This window comes from Aurantimonas sp. A2-1-M11 (assembly GCF_036549475.1).
In the GTDB taxonomy this organism is placed as follows: domain Bacteria; phylum Pseudomonadota; class Alphaproteobacteria; order Rhizobiales; family Rhizobiaceae; genus Aurantimonas.
In genome coordinates this window covers 1-14,778 of the sequence record NZ_JAZHLI010000051.1, presented here as the reverse complement: position 1 = coordinate 14,778, position 14,778 = coordinate 1, and the positions used below count along the sequence as shown (strand labels likewise).

At 66.3% G+C, this 14,778-nt stretch carries 16 protein-coding genes and 3 pseudogenes; 14 read left to right on the top strand and 5 right to left on the bottom strand.

All coding sequences use genetic code 11. From position 1 onward, the window contains the following. Nucleotides 1-70 precede the first annotated feature (70 nt). Both smpB and VQ042_RS18905 read left to right on the top strand, forming a co-directional pair. Nucleotides 71-544, top strand: coding sequence for an SsrA-binding protein SmpB (gene smpB / locus VQ042_RS18910; RefSeq protein ID WP_331821871.1), 474 nt, complete (start codon nucleotides 71-73; stop codon nucleotides 542-544). A gap of 14 nt (nucleotides 545-558) precedes the next feature. Further along, nucleotides 559-1,119, top strand: coding sequence for a peroxiredoxin (locus VQ042_RS18905; protein ID WP_331821870.1), 561 nt, complete (start codon nucleotides 559-561; stop codon nucleotides 1,117-1,119). A 55-nt stretch (nucleotides 1,120-1,174) separates the two neighbouring features. Here VQ042_RS18905 and VQ042_RS18900 read toward each other — a convergent pair whose 3' ends face one another. Beyond that, nucleotides 1,175-1,846, bottom strand: a complete 672-nt coding sequence (locus VQ042_RS18900; protein WP_331821869.1) for a uracil-DNA glycosylase — start codon at nucleotides 1,844-1,846, stop codon at nucleotides 1,175-1,177. Nucleotides 1,847-1,901: 55 nt separating this feature from the next. Continuing rightward, nucleotides 1,902-2,504: a LabA-like NYN domain-containing protein gene (locus VQ042_RS18895; RefSeq protein ID WP_331821868.1), complete on the bottom strand. Its 603-nt coding sequence runs from the start codon at nucleotides 2,502-2,504 to the stop codon at nucleotides 1,902-1,904. A gap of 264 nt (nucleotides 2,505-2,768) precedes the next feature. On the opposite strand from VQ042_RS18895, the gene rpoZ reads away from it, so the two are divergent. The 7 genes and pseudogenes from rpoZ (at nucleotide 2,769) to era (ending at nucleotide 9,152) form a co-directional block, all read left to right on the top strand. Further along, nucleotides 2,769-3,179, top strand: coding sequence for a DNA-directed RNA polymerase subunit omega (rpoZ, locus tag VQ042_RS18890; RefSeq protein ID WP_331821867.1), 411 nt, complete (start codon nucleotides 2,769-2,771; stop codon nucleotides 3,177-3,179). A gap of 111 nt (nucleotides 3,180-3,290) precedes the next feature. Continuing rightward, entirely contained in the window at nucleotides 3,291-5,516 is a 2,226-nt protein-coding gene (locus VQ042_RS18885) for a RelA/SpoT family protein (RefSeq protein WP_331821866.1), read from the top strand. 57 nt (nucleotides 5,517-5,573) lie between these two features. Further along, nucleotides 5,574-5,904 (top strand): annotated as a pseudogene (locus VQ042_RS18880) (hypothetical protein). A 92-nt stretch (nucleotides 5,905-5,996) separates the two neighbouring features. After that, nucleotides 5,997-6,602 carry a DUF2062 domain-containing protein gene (locus tag VQ042_RS18875; RefSeq protein WP_331821865.1) on the top strand — a complete coding sequence of 202 codons (606 nt, stop codon included), beginning with the start codon at nucleotides 5,997-5,999 and terminating at the stop codon, nucleotides 6,600-6,602. A gap of 146 nt (nucleotides 6,603-6,748) precedes the next feature. Next, nucleotides 6,749-7,483 carry a signal peptidase I gene (lepB, locus tag VQ042_RS18870; protein WP_331821864.1) on the top strand — a complete coding sequence of 245 codons (735 nt, stop codon included), beginning with the start codon at nucleotides 6,749-6,751 and terminating at the stop codon, nucleotides 7,481-7,483. Next, complete coding sequence (rnc, locus tag VQ042_RS18865; protein WP_331821863.1) at nucleotides 7,471-8,193, top strand: ribonuclease III; 723 nt, start codon at nucleotides 7,471-7,473, stop codon at nucleotides 8,191-8,193. Before lepB ends, rnc begins: the two co-directional genes overlap by 13 nt. After that, nucleotides 8,190-9,152 (top strand): GTPase Era, encoded by a 963-nt coding sequence (gene era, locus VQ042_RS18860; protein ID WP_331821862.1) that lies wholly within the window; start codon nucleotides 8,190-8,192, stop codon nucleotides 9,150-9,152. The genes rnc and era overlap by 4 nt, the downstream gene beginning before the upstream one ends. 64 nt (nucleotides 9,153-9,216) lie before the next feature. Here era and VQ042_RS18855 read toward each other — a convergent pair whose 3' ends face one another. After that, a complete protein-coding gene (locus tag VQ042_RS18855) occupies nucleotides 9,217-9,639 on the bottom strand; it encodes a hypothetical protein (RefSeq protein ID WP_331821861.1) in 423 nt (140 codons plus the stop codon). Here VQ042_RS18855 and VQ042_RS18850 point away from each other — a divergent pair. The 3 genes from VQ042_RS18850 (at nucleotide 9,604) to recO (ending at nucleotide 11,632) form a co-directional block, all read left to right on the top strand. Further along, on the top strand, nucleotides 9,604-10,488 hold the full coding sequence (locus tag VQ042_RS18850; protein ID WP_331821860.1) for a S8 family serine peptidase: 885 nt from the start codon (nucleotides 9,604-9,606) through the stop codon (nucleotides 10,486-10,488). The two genes, VQ042_RS18855 and VQ042_RS18850, sit on opposite strands and share 36 nt — an antisense overlap. A gap of 148 nt (nucleotides 10,489-10,636) precedes the next feature. Continuing rightward, nucleotides 10,637-10,864: a hypothetical protein gene (locus tag VQ042_RS18845; RefSeq protein ID WP_331821859.1), complete on the top strand. Its 228-nt coding sequence runs from the start codon at nucleotides 10,637-10,639 to the stop codon at nucleotides 10,862-10,864. 36 nt (nucleotides 10,865-10,900) lie between these two features. Beyond that, on the top strand, nucleotides 10,901-11,632 hold the full coding sequence (gene recO / locus VQ042_RS18840) for a DNA repair protein RecO (RefSeq protein ID WP_331821858.1): 732 nt from the start codon (nucleotides 10,901-10,903) through the stop codon (nucleotides 11,630-11,632). A 15-nt stretch (nucleotides 11,633-11,647) separates the two neighbouring features. On the opposite strand, the gene VQ042_RS18835 is transcribed toward recO, so the two are convergent. Continuing rightward, complete coding sequence (locus tag VQ042_RS18835) at nucleotides 11,648-12,886, bottom strand: MFS transporter (RefSeq protein ID WP_331821857.1); 1,239 nt, start codon at nucleotides 12,884-12,886, stop codon at nucleotides 11,648-11,650. 192 nt (nucleotides 12,887-13,078) lie between these two features. Between VQ042_RS18835 and panC the strand changes: the two genes are divergently transcribed. Together panC and VQ042_RS18825 are read left to right on the top strand one after the other, a co-directional pair. Continuing rightward, entirely contained in the window at nucleotides 13,079-13,960 is an 882-nt protein-coding gene (gene panC / locus VQ042_RS18830) for a pantoate--beta-alanine ligase (RefSeq protein WP_331821856.1), read from the top strand. Nucleotides 13,961-14,115: 155 nt separating this feature from the next. Further along, a pseudogene (locus VQ042_RS18825) lies at nucleotides 14,116-14,589 on the top strand (ISAs1 family transposase); the annotation flags it as partial. Between the two features lie 77 nt (nucleotides 14,590-14,666). On the opposite strand, the pseudogene VQ042_RS18820 reads toward VQ042_RS18825, so the two are convergent. Beyond that, nucleotides 14,667-14,778 (bottom strand): annotated as a pseudogene (locus tag VQ042_RS18820) (IS630 family transposase); the annotation flags it as partial.

Sequence of the window (14,778 nt, the reverse complement as noted above, 5' to 3'; positions counted from 1 at the left end):
CGAAACCATGCGGTCTCGCCCCTATGTTAGGGGGCGAGAGGAGCGCGGCGCAGCCGCGTGCGAGGTTTGAATGGCTAAGAAGAAGAAATCGGCAGGCTCGAACGTTGCGGCGGAGAACCGCAAGGCGCGCTACAACTACGAGATCCTGGACTCCCTGGAGGCCGGCCTTGTGCTGACCGGCACCGAGGTGAAGTCGCTGCGCGAGGGCCGGGCGTCGATCGCCGAATCCTACGCCAGCGAAGAGGGCGGCGAACTCTGGCTGATCAACTCGAACCTGCCGGAGTATCTGCAGGCCAACCGCTTCAACCACGTGCCGAAGCGACGCCGCAAGATCCTGGTGCATCGCACCCAGCTCAACCGGCTGGCCAGCGCGGTGCAGAAGGACGGCATGACGCTGGTGCCGCTGCGGATCTATTTCAACGATCGCGGCGTGGCGAAGCTGCAGCTGGCGCTGGCCAAGGGCAAGAACGCGCCGGACAAGCGGCAGACCATGAAGGAACGCGACTGGAACCGCCAGAAGCAGCGTATCCTGAAGGAAGCCTGAGGCGGGACCTATCGATGACCGAATTCTCGCGACTGCCCGACGACCTGACGCCGCCGACCGACGATGGCGGCGCCGCTCACCTGGCAGGCGCGCGGATGCCCGGCGTCGCGCTGCCGGCAACCGACGGCCGGACGGTCGACATGTCCGAGATCGCCGGCCGCGTCGTTCTCTACGTCTATCCCATGACCGGTCAGCCGGGCCGGGCGCTCCCCGAAGGCTGGAACGACTTTCCGGGCGCCCGCGGCTGCACGCCCCAGAGCTGCAGCTTCCGGGACCATCATGGCGAGTTGCAGGCGCTCGGCGTCGCAGCCGTGTTCGGCCTCTCCACCCAGCCCACCAGCGAGCAGCAGGAAGCGGCGAAGCGGCTGCATCTGCCGTTTGCGCTCCTGTCGGACGAGGCGGGGACGCTGCGCCGCGCACTCGACCTGCCCTGGTTCGAACTCGACGATGGATCGTATCTCAAGCGCATGGCGATGGTGATCGCGGACGGTCGTATCGAGGCGGTGTTCTATCCCGTGTTTCCGCCGGACCGGAACGCAGCGGACGTGATCGCGTGGCTGTCCGCCCGGCAGTGACTGCCGGCTTGGCGCACGACGTGCAGGTGCCAGTCGTTCCGTCTTCAGCCGGTCGTTACGTCTTCAGATAGCCGGCGGCGTTCTCGAACACGTCACGGAACATGGCTTCGGTCAGCCGTCCGGTGTTCGTGTTGTAGCGCGAGCAGTGATAGCTCGAAAACACCGCGATCCCGCCCACCATGTGGTGCGCATTGTGGCCGAACGGCGCTGCCGAGGGGCGGGCGCCCAGGGCTCGCACGGTCGATTCATGGGCGATGCGGCCGAGCGTGACGATGGCGGCGAGGTTCGGAAAGCTGTCGATCCGGCCGCCGAGGAACTGCCGGCAGGCATTGATCTCGGCGCCGACCGGCTTGTTCTGCGGCGGCACGCAGCGCACCGCATTGACGATCGCCGTGCCGATCAGTTCGAGCCCGTCGTCGATCCGCGCCTCGAAGCGATCATTGGCAAAGCCGTAGCGGGACAGGGTCGCATAGAGAAGGTCGCCGGCATAATCGCCGGTGAAGGGCCGTCCGGTGCGGTTGGCACCGCGCACGCCCGGCGCCAGTCCGGCGATCAGCAGGCGCACCGCGCCATGGCCCTCGGGCGGGAGAAGCGTCGGCACAGGGGCGTTATGCCAGTCCGGCTCCTTCGCCCGCCATTCCTGACGAAAGGCGACGAGGCGCGGACAGATCGGGCAGTCGTGGGACGGCTCGGCCGGCAGGGCGCCGGTCGCAGGTGCAGCAGTCATCGCGGGGGCCTGGCAGGCTGAGGGTCAGACGGGCGGCGCGGCCGGGATGCCTGGCTCAATAGTCGTCGTCCCCATCGGCGGGCGCGACGTCCTCGGCCTCCATCCTTCGGGCTATCCGCGCCTCGCGCTCGGCGGGGTCGCGGCCGATCTCGGCCTTCAGGCTCGCCAGCTCGATGAAATGGTCGGCCTGGCGCCGCAGGTCGTCGGAGATCATCGGCGGCGAGCTGGTCAGGGTGGACACCACGGAGACCTTGCGGCCCTTGCGCTGCAGGGCAGCGACGAGCGAGCGGAAATCGCCGTCACCGGAGAACAGGACGAAGTGGTCCACCGTGTCGACCAGTTCCATCGCGTCGACCGCAAGCTCGATGTCCATGTTGCCCTTGATCCGGCGGCGCCCGCTCGCATCGGTGAATTCACGGGCCGGCTTGGTGACGACGCGGTAACCGTTGTAGTCCAGCCAGTCGATGAGCGGCCGGATCGAGGAATATTCGTTGTCCTCTATCAGCGCGGTGTAATAATAGGCGCGCAGGAGATAGCCGCGGTCCTGGAAGCTGCGCAGCATCTTCCTGTAGTCGATGTCGAAGCCCAGTCCCCGCGATGCCGCGTAGAGATTGGCCCCGTCGATGAAGAGAGCGATCTTTTCGCGTTGATCGAACATGGATGGCTGCTTTCTCGCAGTATGAGGGCACGCATCCGCAGGCTCGAAACGGTGAGGGCCGGCGAAACGGACATTTGGCTCGGGCAGTCACCGGCGGGCTGATCGGGCCGGAGAGCCGGACAGGCATGCGCTCCGCATATTCCGGCCATCGCAATCCGTCAACGACGGGCTGTCACCTGACGCCGGCGGACCCTTGCCGCGGGGCCATAAACGGTATATGCGACGCGTTCATCTCTTAGAATTTCAGATACTCAGGAGACAGGCATGGCCCGCGTCACCGTAGAAGACTGCGTCGACAAGGTCGACAATCGGTTCGAGCTGGTCCTGCTCGCCAGCCATCGGGCTCGGCAGATCTCCCAGGGTCAGCCGATCACCGTCGACCGCGACAACGACAAGAACCCCGTGGTCGCGCTGCGCGAAATCGCCGACGAGACGCTGTCGCCCGGCGACCTCAAGGAAGACCTGATCCATTCGCTGCAGAAGCATGTCGAAGTGGACGAGCCGGAGCCGGCACCGCAGCAGGCCACGACGGAGCCGCGCGGCATCACCGGGCAGGTCGCATCGACCAATGCCGACGGAGAGGAGGAGCCGATTTCCTTCGACCGGATGTCCGAGGAAGAGCTCCTGTCCGGCATCGAGGGACTGGTTCCGCCGGAAAAGACCGACGATTATTAAGCTTTAGGGAGCGCCGCCACTTTCGGTCGGCGTCCACGCAGTCTTATATTGAGGGGCGTGCCGTCGGCGACGGCGCGCCCCTTTTTCATTGCGGACCCGATCCCCAATCCCATGATGCGGCAATATGAACTCGTCGAGAAGGTAGCGGCCTACAAGCCCGGCCTCGACGAAGCGCTCCTCAACCGGGCCTATGTGTACGCCATGCAGAAGCATGGCGCGCAGAAGCGTGCCAGCGGCGATCCGTATTTTTCGCATCCGCTGGAAGTCGCCGCGATCCTCACCGAGATGCATCTCGACGAGGCGACGATCGCCGTGGCGCTGCTGCACGACACGATCGAGGACACCGACGCCACCCGCAAGGAGATCGACCAGCATTTCGGGCCCAAGATCGGCCAGCTCGTCGAGGGCCTGACCAAGCTGAAGCGGCTCGACCTGGTGTCCAAGAAGGCGGCCCAGGCCGAAAACCTGCGCAAGCTGCTGCTGGCGATCGCCGACGACGTCCGGGTGCTGCTGGTCAAGCTGGCGGACCGCTTGCACAACATGCGCACCCTCGGCCACGTGGCGCCGGAGAAGCGGGCGCGGATCTCCCAGGAGACCATGGACATCTATGCGCCGCTGGCCGGGCGCATGGGCATGCACGACATGCGCGAGGAACTGGAGGACCTGTCCTTCCGGCACATCAACCTGGAAGCCTACGAGACGATCTCGGCGCGGCTGCAGGAGCTGAACCAGCGCCATTCGGGGCGCATCGCCAGCATCGAGCACGACCTGACCGACCGTCTGCGCGAGAACGGCATCGTGGCGACGGTGAGCGGCCGGCAGAAGAAGCCCTATTCGGTGTTTTCCAAGATGCAGCGCAAGGCGCTGTCGCTGGAGCAGCTCTCCGACATCTTCGGCTTCCGCGTCATCGTCGAGACCGAGGAGGAATGCTACCGAACCCTGGGCATCGTGCATCGCAGCTGGGCGATGGTTCCTGGCCGGTTCAAGGATTACATCTCGACCCCCAAGCAGAACGACTACCGGTCGATCCACACGACGATCGTCGGGCCGTCGCGCCAGCGCGTCGAGCTGCAGATCCGCACCCGGCGCATGCACGATGTCGCCGAATACGGCGTGGCCGCCCACACGCTTTACAAGGACATGGAGGAGGACGGCGACCAGCGCGTCCACCTGTCCAAGGATTCCAACGCCTATGGCTGGTTGCGGCGTACCATCGAGCTGCTGGCCGAGGGCGACAATCCGGAGGAGTTCCTGGAACACACCAAGCTGGAGCTGTTCCAGGACCAGGTCTTCTGCTTCACGCCGAAGGGCAGGCTGATCGCGCTGCCGCGCGGGGCGACGCCGATCGACTTCGCCTATGCGGTGCACACGGATGTCGGCGACAGCTGCGTCGGGGCCAAGATCGACGGCCGGATCATGCCGGTGGTCACCGAATTGTCGAATGGCGACGAGGTGGAGATCATCCGCGCCAAGGGCGCGACGCCGCCACAGGCTTGGGAAAGCCTGGCCGTCACCGGGAAGGCGCGCTCGGCCATCCGCCGGGCTAACCGCGCCGCCATCCGTCGGCAATATTCCGGCCTCGGCCAGCAGATCCTCGAGCGCACCTTCGCGCGCTCGGGCAAGACCTTCTCGCGCGACGCGCTGAAGCCGCTGCTGGCCAAGCTCGGCCAGCGCGAGGTGGACGATGCGCTGGCTGCCGTCGGCCGCGGCGAGCTGAACTCGTCCGACGTGGTGCGGGCGGCCTATCCGGATTTCCAGGACAGCCGCGTGACCCGCCACTCGGCGCATCGGGACGAGGAAGGCTGGGTCAATCTGCGCACCGCCGCCGGCATGATCTTCCGGGTGGCGGGCCGATCCAAGAAGGCCAAGAAGGGCGAGAAGGGGGACAAGGCGATTCCCATCCGCGGCACCGGCGACGACATGCCGGTGAGCTTCGGTCCCGACGGGGCGGTTCCCGGCGACCGCATCGTCGGCATCATCGAGCCGGGCAAGGGCATCACCATCTATCCGATCCAGTCGCCCGCGCTGATCGCCTATGACGACGAGCCGGAGCGCTGGATCGACGTGCGGTGGGACATCGACGAGGCGATGAACGAGCGCTTCCCCGCACGCATCATGATCTCGGCGATCAACGAGCCGGGGTCGCTGGCCGAGATCGCCGAGACGGTGGCCGCCAACGACGCCAACATCCACAATCTGTCCATGGTGAACACGGCGCCCGATTTCACCAAGATGGTGCTGGAGCTGGAAGTCTGGGACGTCCAGCATCTGAACCAGACCCTGCGGCAGCTGCGCGCCAAGCCCTGCGTATCGGAAGTCGTGCGGGTCAACGGTTGAGCCCGGCCGCCGGCCAGCGTATCGAACCGCTGCAGCCGCAGCCGAGGAGACCCGTCCATGACCAGTGGGGAAGTGCTCGCGATATTCCGCGATGCCGGCGCCTCTCTGGAAGACCACTTCATCCGTACCTCGGGACTTCTCCGTCCGGTCTTCCTGCAGATGGCCCGGTGTCGGACCATGCGGACCTGACCGGGCGGCTGTGCCGGGCGCTGGCCGAGCGCATCCCCAGGGAGGTCTCACTGGTGGCCGATTCTGTCGTGGAGCCGGCAAGGCCGAAGCGGGCGTGATCGCGCTTGCACTATACGAGGTGACGGCCTATCCCGCCGACGCCCTGCCACCGGAACTGGCCGCAATTCCGCCCGTCAAGCCGGGTAGCCGCAACCTGTAGCGAGGCACCGTCCACCGTCGCGGCCGCATCCGGCAAGGGGGCGCGGACATACAAGTCGCCGCGTGCCACGCGGAATAAGGAATGCGAACGGGATGTTGTTCAGACGGCGCCAGCCGGAGAATTTTTCAGCGCGGGTCCGCACGATCCTGTGGCCGCGCCGCTCGTTCCGCCGCTCGTTCCGCTATCTGCGCAAGCGCGTGCTGCGGCTGAACGCGACGCCGCATGCCATCGCGGCCGGGGTGGCTGCCGGGGTGGCGTCGTCCTTCACGCCCTTCATCGGCTTCCATTTCCTCCTGGCCTTCGCGCTGGCCTATGTGACCGCCGGCAACATGGCAGCGGCGGCGCTGGGCACGGCAGCCGGCAACCCGCTCACCTTCCCGATCATCTGGGGCGCGACCTACGAGACCGGCCAATTCCTGCTGCATTCGCGCTCCCACCACGTGACGGAGCCAGAAGGGCTGGGTACGGCCCTCGGGCACATGGATTTCATCGCGATCTGGGATCCCGTGGTCAAGCCGATGCTGGTCGGCTCCCTGCCGCTCGGGCTGGTGGCCGGGCTCGGCTGCTACGGGCTGGTGTTCTTCACGGCCCGCAGCTTCCAGCGGCGGCGCGCCCGCAAGATCATCGCCGGACGGACGCCGCGACGCAGACCGCGGCCGGGCGACGACGAGACCGGCCGTTCGGCCGGAATGGTATAGGGACCGGCGGGGCCCGGCCGGCGGATGCGTCGGCGGCGCTGCACGGGCGAAGTTTGACCTGGGACCGGATTGCTCCGCCCGGGGCGAGCCGGTAGAAGGCGCGAGCGGCTTTGCCGCGGCGCGACAGGGGCGACGAAAGGCGAAGCATGGTCGAGAAGACCGAACGTACGGAATCCGGGGGTTTCGGCGAGACCCTCAAGGTCATCGCGCAGGCGCTGCTACTCGCCCTGGTCATCCGCACCTTCCTGTTCCAGCCGTTCTCGATCCCGTCCGGATCGATGATGCCGACACTGCTCGTCGGCGACTACCTCTTCGTGTCGAAGTGGAGCTACGGCTTCTCGCAATATTCGGTGCCGCTGTCGCCGCCGCTCTTCGACGGCCGGGTGCTGGCCTCGCAGCCGGACCGCGGCGACGTGGTGGTGTTCCGCAAGCCGCAAGAGGAAGACGTCGACTACATCAAGCGGCTGGTCGGGCTGCCCGGTGACCGGATCCAGGTCCTGGACGGCGTACTGACCATCAACGGCAAGCCGGTCGAGCGCGAGGAGGTCGAGGACTTCGTCGCCGAGGACGGCACGGCCGTGTCGCGCTACCGCGAGACGCTGCCGAACGGCGTCAGCTACATGACCCTCGACCTCAGCCCGAATTCGGCCGGCGACAACACCCGGGAATTCGTGGTACCGGAGGGGCATTACTTCATGATGGGCGACAATCGCGACAATTCGCTCGATAGCCGCTTCGACGTCGGCTACGTGCCCTTCGAGAATCTGGTCGGCAAGGCGCAGGTGATCTTCTTCTCCGTGGAAGGGGACGTGTCTCCGCTGGAAATCTGGAAATGGCCGACCGATCTGCGACCCAGCCGCATCCTGACATGGCTCGGCTGAAGGCGGACAAGCCGCTCGAGGAGCTGGAACGCCGGATCGGCATCACGTTCCGTGAAAAGGCACGGTTCGAGCGGGCGCTCACCCATTCGAGCCTGCGAGCAAGCAAGACCGGCAAGGGCGAACCGAAACGCAGCTACGAGCGGCTGGAGTTTCTCGGCGACCGCGTGCTCGGCCTTGTCGTTGCCGAAAAGCTGTTCGACATGTTTCCGGGCGCCGACGAGGGCGAGCTGTCGCTGCGGCTGAATGCGTTGGTCAGCGCCGACGCCTGCGCCGAGATTGCCGACGAGCTGGGGCTCTACGAGTTCGTCCGCCACGGCGGCGACCTGAAGGCGCTCACCGGCGAACGCACCAAGAGCATTCGCGCCGATCTGGTGGAATCGCTGATCGCCGCGATCTATCTGGGTGAGGGGCTCGATACGGCGCGCGACTTCATCGTGCGCTACTGGGGCGGGCGGCTCGGCAAGAGTGTCGCCGCGCGCCGCGATGCCAAGACGGCGCTGCAGGAATGGGCGCATACGCGCGGGCCCGTGACGCCGCAATACGAGATCGTCGAGCGCTCCGGCCCCGACCACGATCCGCTGTTCACCGTGCGGGTTTCGATCCCGGACGTGGCACCCGCGGACGGGCGGGGCCGGTCCCGCCGCATTGCCGAACAGGAGGCCGCCACGGCGGTCCTCGTTCGCGAATCCGTCTGGAAGGACGACCATTGACCGAAGACGACCCCAAGACCGGCGAAGACGCGGCAGCGGCAAGCCCTGCGCCCACCGCCGACAGCCCCACCCATTCGGGCTTCGTCGCGTTGCTCGGCGCGCCCAATGCCGGCAAGTCGACGCTGGTCAACCAGCTCGTCGGCACCAAGGTCTCGATCGTCACCCACAAGGTGCAGACGACCCGCGCCCTGGTGCGCGGCATCGCCATGCGCAACCGTACGCAGATCGTCTTCGTCGACACGCCGGGCGTCTTCGCGCCGAAACGCCGGCTGGACCGTGCCATGGTGCGCACCGCCTGGAGCGGGGCCCGGGACGCCGACATCGTTCTGGCCATCATCGACGCCGATCGCGGCATCAACGAGGAGGTCGAGACCATCCTCGAGCGCCTCAAGGACGTGCGGCAGCCTAAGATCCTGCTCCTGAACAAGGTCGACCAGATGCGCCGCGACCGGCTGCTCGGCCTGACCCAGGAGATCACCGAGCGCGGCGTCGCCTTCGAGCGGATCTTCATGATCTCGGCGCTCAAGGGGTCTGGCTGCGACGATCTGATGGACTATCTGGCCACGGCGCTGCCGGAAGGGCCGTGGTACTATCCGGAGGACCAGATCACCGACCTGCCGCTGCGCCAGCTCGCCGCCGAGATCACCCGCGAGAAGCTTTATCTGCGCCTGCACCAGGAGCTGCCCTACAGCTCCCATGTGGAGACCGAATTGTGGGAGGCCCGCAAGGACGGTTCGGTGCGGATCGAACAGACCATCTATGTCGAGCGCGACAGCCAGAAGCGGATCGTGATCGGTCACAATGGCGAGACGATCAAGGCGATCGGCCAGGCGGCCCGCAAGGAGATCAGCGAGGCGGCCGACCAGAAGGTGCACCTGTTCCTCTTCGTGAAGGTGCGCGGCAATTGGGGCGACGACCCCGAACGCTACCGCGAGATGGGGCTGGATTTCTCTACCTAGAGCTGTAGGCTAAATCGCAAGTTGAATCTCCGCCTCTTTGGCCTCACTATGATGTCTGTTTTCATCAGGGAGGAGCCAGAGTGCCATGTCGCATACTGCCGATCTGTTGGAAGTCGATCCCATCCTCGAGGCCATGCGGCCCGAAACGACGGGGAACCTTATCGTCGTCTTCGAGCGCGGAACGGATGTCGATACGCGCCACAGGATCATGACGGAGCTCACCGGGCGCTCCGCGGACATGAGGGGCGCGCGGATCACGGTCGCCAACGGCAACGGGCCGACCGATGCCGGGGACGTCACCAGCATCGAAGTGTTTCGTCATGTCGGCGCCGCCGTCGTTCGCCATCTCGATGGCCGCGGCAAGATGACGTCCGTCCAGGAAAGCCTGAGGAATGTCGAGGGTGTCGCCGCGATCGGCGAGGAGTACTACCAGTTTGCCCTCGATGCGCCCGTGACCGACACGACGTCGGCGATATGGGGCCTTCACGCATCCGGTGTACTCGACACCCTCCTTACCGGTGCGGGCATCAAGGTCGCCGTTCTGGATACCGGCATCGATCTCGACCATCCGGATTTCAGTCAGCGGAGGATGAACTGGAAGAGCTTCGTCTCCGGCGAAGCGGTCCAGGACATGCACGGCCACGGGACGCATTGCGCGGGGACGGTCGCGGGCCCGCGCACCCCGGGGCCGGCGGCCGTTCCGGGATATGGCTGTGCGCCCGATGTGGATCTCCATATCGGAAAGGTGCTGAACAACCGCGGCTTTGGTCGGGACGGCGACATCATCGCGGGGATCGACTGGGCGATCGGGGAAGGGTGTCACATCATCTCGATGTCGCTCGGTTCGCCCACGATGCGGGGCCAGCGATACGACGATGTCTACGAGGAAATCGCATCGGACGCCCTCGCGAATGGGTGCCTGATCGTCGCTGCCGCCGGCAATGACAGCAATCGCAGTTCGGGCCGCATCGCGCCCGTTTCCAAACCTGCGAATTGCCCGTCGATCCTGTCTGTCGGTGCGATCGATGCGTTGATGCAAACCGCCAATTTCTCGAATGGGGGCATGAACGGCGATGGCGGCGCCGTCGATCTTGCCGCACCGGGCGTGGGGGTGCTTTCGGCCGCCCCGGGTCCGCGATTTTATCAGACGATGGATGGAACCAGCATGGCCTGTCCGCACGTTGCGGGAGTTGCAGCGCTGTGGGCGGAATTCGACCCCGAGTTGCGCGGCCAGCGTCTTTGGGATGTGCTGGTCGAGAATGCCGGCAAGTTGGACGGCATGGCTCGCGATATCGGCCATGGCCTCATTCGCGCTCCCGCCGGCGGTGTAGGGTGAGCGGGATATCGCGCGAATGTCGCCGGTGTTGCGGCCCGCGCAGGATTATGACTTTTCTCAATGCCTGATCGGCATCATATAGAGAGTCAGTTTGCCATGACGCCGGCACCATCCGGTAGCCCAGGAGTGTAAGATGGCTGATGTTAACTTGACGGTAACCGTCGAACGGGACCGGAAGCAAGCTGTCGAAGAGATCGCCGAGGCGCTTCGACACCAGGGCTTGTCGGTCAACAATCTTTCGGCGCGAGCCGGTGCAATCTTCGGAACGGCCGCGGAAGCGGACGTCGAGGCAATTCGGGCGGTGAGTGGTGTCCGGGACGTGCGCCCGGAGGGCACCTACCAGCTCAAGCCATTCACCGAGCGCGTGCCGCAGTGAAGCGGATCAGATCGATCTGACTGTTCGAGCCCGACGTTGGAATGGCGTGAGGAAGCGATCGTGCTCGGGGTGCGGCGCCTGGGCGAGACCAGCGTCATTGCCGAGGTGATGACCCGCGAGCGGGGCCGGCATCTCGGCCTCGTGCGCGGTGGTCGCTCGCGCAAGCAGCAGCCGGTGCTGCAGCCCGGCAATTCCGTGGCGGTCCACTGGCGCGCGCGCCTCGACGAGCACATGGGCGCCTTCGTCCTCGAACCCCTGGAATTACGGGCCGCCCGGCTGATGGAATCGGGCGTCGGGCTCAACGGCGTCCAGCTTGTCGCGGCCCATCTGCGGCTCCTGGCCGAGCGCGACCCCCATGCACGGCTCTATGACGGCCTGCAGATCATCGTCGACCATCTGGACCAGCCGTCCTCCGTCGCCGAGCTGATGCTGGGCTTCGAGATCGCGCTCCTGGAGGAACTGGGCTTCGGCCTCGACCTGGAGCGCTGCGCGGCGACCGGTCAGCGCGACGACCTCGTCTATGTCTCGCCGCGCACCGGCCGCGCCGTCAGCCGCGAGGCCGGCGCGCCGTGGCACGACAAGCTGCTGGCGCTTCCGGCCTTCCTCGCCGACCGGCAGATTGCCAGCGACGCGGATTCGCTGGCGGCGGGTTATCGCATGACCGGTTATTTCCTGGCGCGCCATGTCTTCGAGCCGCGCGGCCTGCCCGAGCCGGATTCGCGCGCCGGCTTCCTGTCCGCCCTGCGCAAGGCCGGCGTGTCGGCCTGATCATTCCTGTTGGCGTCAGGCCGGGACCGGCTCGCGCAGGACCGGCGCCTCGCGGATCGGCCAGTGGACCAGGGCCGCGACGAGGCCGAGCGCCACCCCCAGCCACCAGACCGGGTCGTAGGAGCCGACCAGCGCGTAGAGATAGCCGCCGAGCCAGACGCCCAGGAACGACCCGATCTGGTGCGACAGGAAGACGAGCCCGCCCAGGAGGCCGAGATAGCGCGTGCCGAACATGATGGCGACGAGGGCATTGGTCGGCGGCACGGTGGACAGCCACAACAGACCCATGACGGTGGAGAACACGATCACCGTCAGCGGCGTGATCGGCGTCAGCAGGAACACCGTCGCCGCGATCGACCGCCCGACATAGATCAGCGCGAGGAAATGCGGCTTGGAATAGCGCTGGCCGATCAGGCCGGAGGCGATCGAGCCGATGATGTTGAAGAAGCCGATCAGCGCCAGGGCCGTCACCGCCCAGACCGGGGCGATGGCCTCGTCGGCGAGATAGGCGGGAAAATGCGCGGTGATGAAGGCCACCTGGAAGCCGCAGACAAAGAAGCCGGTGGTCAGCAGCACGTAGCTCTTCGTGGCGAAGGCCTCGCGCAGGGCCGCGCCCATGGTCTGCTCGATTTCCGCGACCATGCTGGAATGGCGGCGCGTGGTGCGGCTGTTGCCGCGCAGCGCGAAGGCGAAGAGCGGCACCAGCAGCATCGTCGCCGACAGGATGAGGAGCGAATCCGACCAGCCGAAGCGGTCGATCAGCCCCTGGCTCAACGGCGCGAAGACGAACATGCCGGCAGAGCCGGCGGCGGTGCCGAGGCCGAAGACGAAGGAGCGCTGCTCGGCCGAGACGCGCCGCGCGAAGGCTGCCAGCACGATGCCGAAGGAGCCGGCAGCGACGCCCAGCCCGACGAGGATGCCCGAGCCGATGGTCAGCCAGAGCGGCGTCGGCGCGACGGCGGTGATCGCCAGTCCCGTCGCGTAGAGGAAGCCGGAGAGCACCAGCACCTTAGCGGTGCCGAAGCGGTCGGCAATGGCGCCGAACAACGGCTGTCCGGCGCCCCAGAACAGGTTCTGGATGGCGATCGCGATGGCGAAATCCTCGCGGCTCCAGCCATTGTCGGTGAGCATCGGGATCTGGAAGAAGCCGATGGCCGAGCGCGGACCGAAGGTCAGCAGCGCGATCAGGCAGCCTGCGGCAATGGCCAGCCATGGCGTCCTGTCGGCTTCGGCCGTCGTCGTTGTCGCGCTCATCTGACCCTCTCCGCGATTGGGATGCGATCAGGTGTACCCCCGGCGACCCGCGGGACAAACCGCGTTTCGGTGATCGCAGCGATCACGCCTGGTGATCGATCGCGCCGATACGACGCTGCCGCGCAGCCGCACGGCCTTTCACTGGCGGGGCGCAGGCGATAGAAACCCGGACCGGACGCCGGGGAGGAAGGCTTGCAGGTACATACGCAGATCGGGACGTTGCGCGCGGCGCTGGCGGAATGCCGCGCCAGGGGCGAGAGCGTAGGCGTGGTGCCCACCATGGGCTACCTCCATGCGGGCCACATGAAGCTGGTCGAGCGGGCGAGCGGCGAGAACGACGTGGTGGTGGTGACGATCTTCGTGAACCCGACCCAGTTCGGGCCGAACGAGGATCTCGACGCCTATCCGCGCGACCTGGAGCGCGACCTGGCGCAGCTGGACGCCTTCGCCGTGGCCCATGTCTTCGCGCCGACGGTGGCGGAGATGTATCCGCAGCCGCTGCAGACCTCCGTCGACCTCGCGCCGCTCGGCCAGATCCTGATCGGCGCGGCGCGCCCGGGCCATTTTCGCGGCGTCGCGACGGTGGTCACCAAGCTGTTCAACATCGTCCAGCCCGACCGTGCCTATTTCGGCGAGAAGGACTACCAGCAGCTCACCGTGATCCGGCGCATGGTCGCCGACCTGTCCTCGCCCATCGCCATCGTGGGCGTGCCGACCGTGCGCGAGGCCGACGGCCTGGCCCTATCGTCGCGCAATGTCCGGCTGTCGCCGGACGACCGCAACGCCGCCACCGTGCTGGCGCGCGCGCTCGACCGGGGCGAGGCCCTGCTGAGGGCCGGCGCGAGCGAACCGGCGGTCATCCTCGATGCCATGCGCGTGATCATCGCGGCCGAACCGCGGGCTGAACTCGCCTCGCTCGACCTTCGCGATGCGGCGACCCTGGACGCCGTCGAGACGATCGACGCGCGGCCGCTGGTGATCCTCGTGACGGCCCGCTTCGGGGACGTGCTCCTGATCGACCAGCGCATTTCCGCGCGCACTCAATGCGACGATGTAGGGGAGAACTTCGCATGACCACACCGCCGGCGGGCACAGGGGAATCGCGTTTGGCAATTTCTGTATTCTAATGGTCACTTGCGTTTGCGGTTGCGATGGATACTTCGCCTGGACGGCAGATTTCTGCTCTTGGGAGGATGCCGTGGAAAAATTCGTCGTCGGCTGGGAAGGGCTCCTTCGACCGCGCCAGCGGCAAGTCAGCCACTGCAAATGGTCAGCTCCTAGGCTGCGAGCAGCGTCTGGTGCTCGTGCAGATCGCCCCCGACGCCAAGTCGAACGAGATCACCTCGGTGCCAAAGCTCTTGGCGATGCTGTCGCTGAAGGGCACCATCGTGACGGCCGATGCGCTGAACTGCCAGCGTGCGATCGCCAAACAGATCGTCGATCAGGGCGGCGACTATGTGCTGGCGTTGAAGGGCAATCAGGGCAGGTTGCACGATGGTGTTGTCACCTTTCTCGATGATCCGGCGCGCGAGGCGGAGGCGGAGGCGCGCACCGTCGATGCCGACCACGGCCGCATCGAAACCCGCACGGCCACAGTCTCGACCGATATCGACTGGCTGCAGGCCGACCATCGCTGGCCCGGCCTTGCCGCCGTCGGCAAGGTCGTCCGGGTGCGTCACTGCGGGCCGAAGACGACGACCGAATAGGCACATTCGGCGGCTTGCTTCGGCCCTTTTGCGAACAGTTTCTACCAGCTTTCACACGAAAACGGTCGTTGCCGCTAGTGGATTGACTCCAACGTTTGGAACCCTCGGCTTCGTGCAGCGATGATGGCGTCTGGATCGGCGCGCCAGACGAAGGGCTTCGGGTTTTGGTTGTGCTCGGCGACGAAG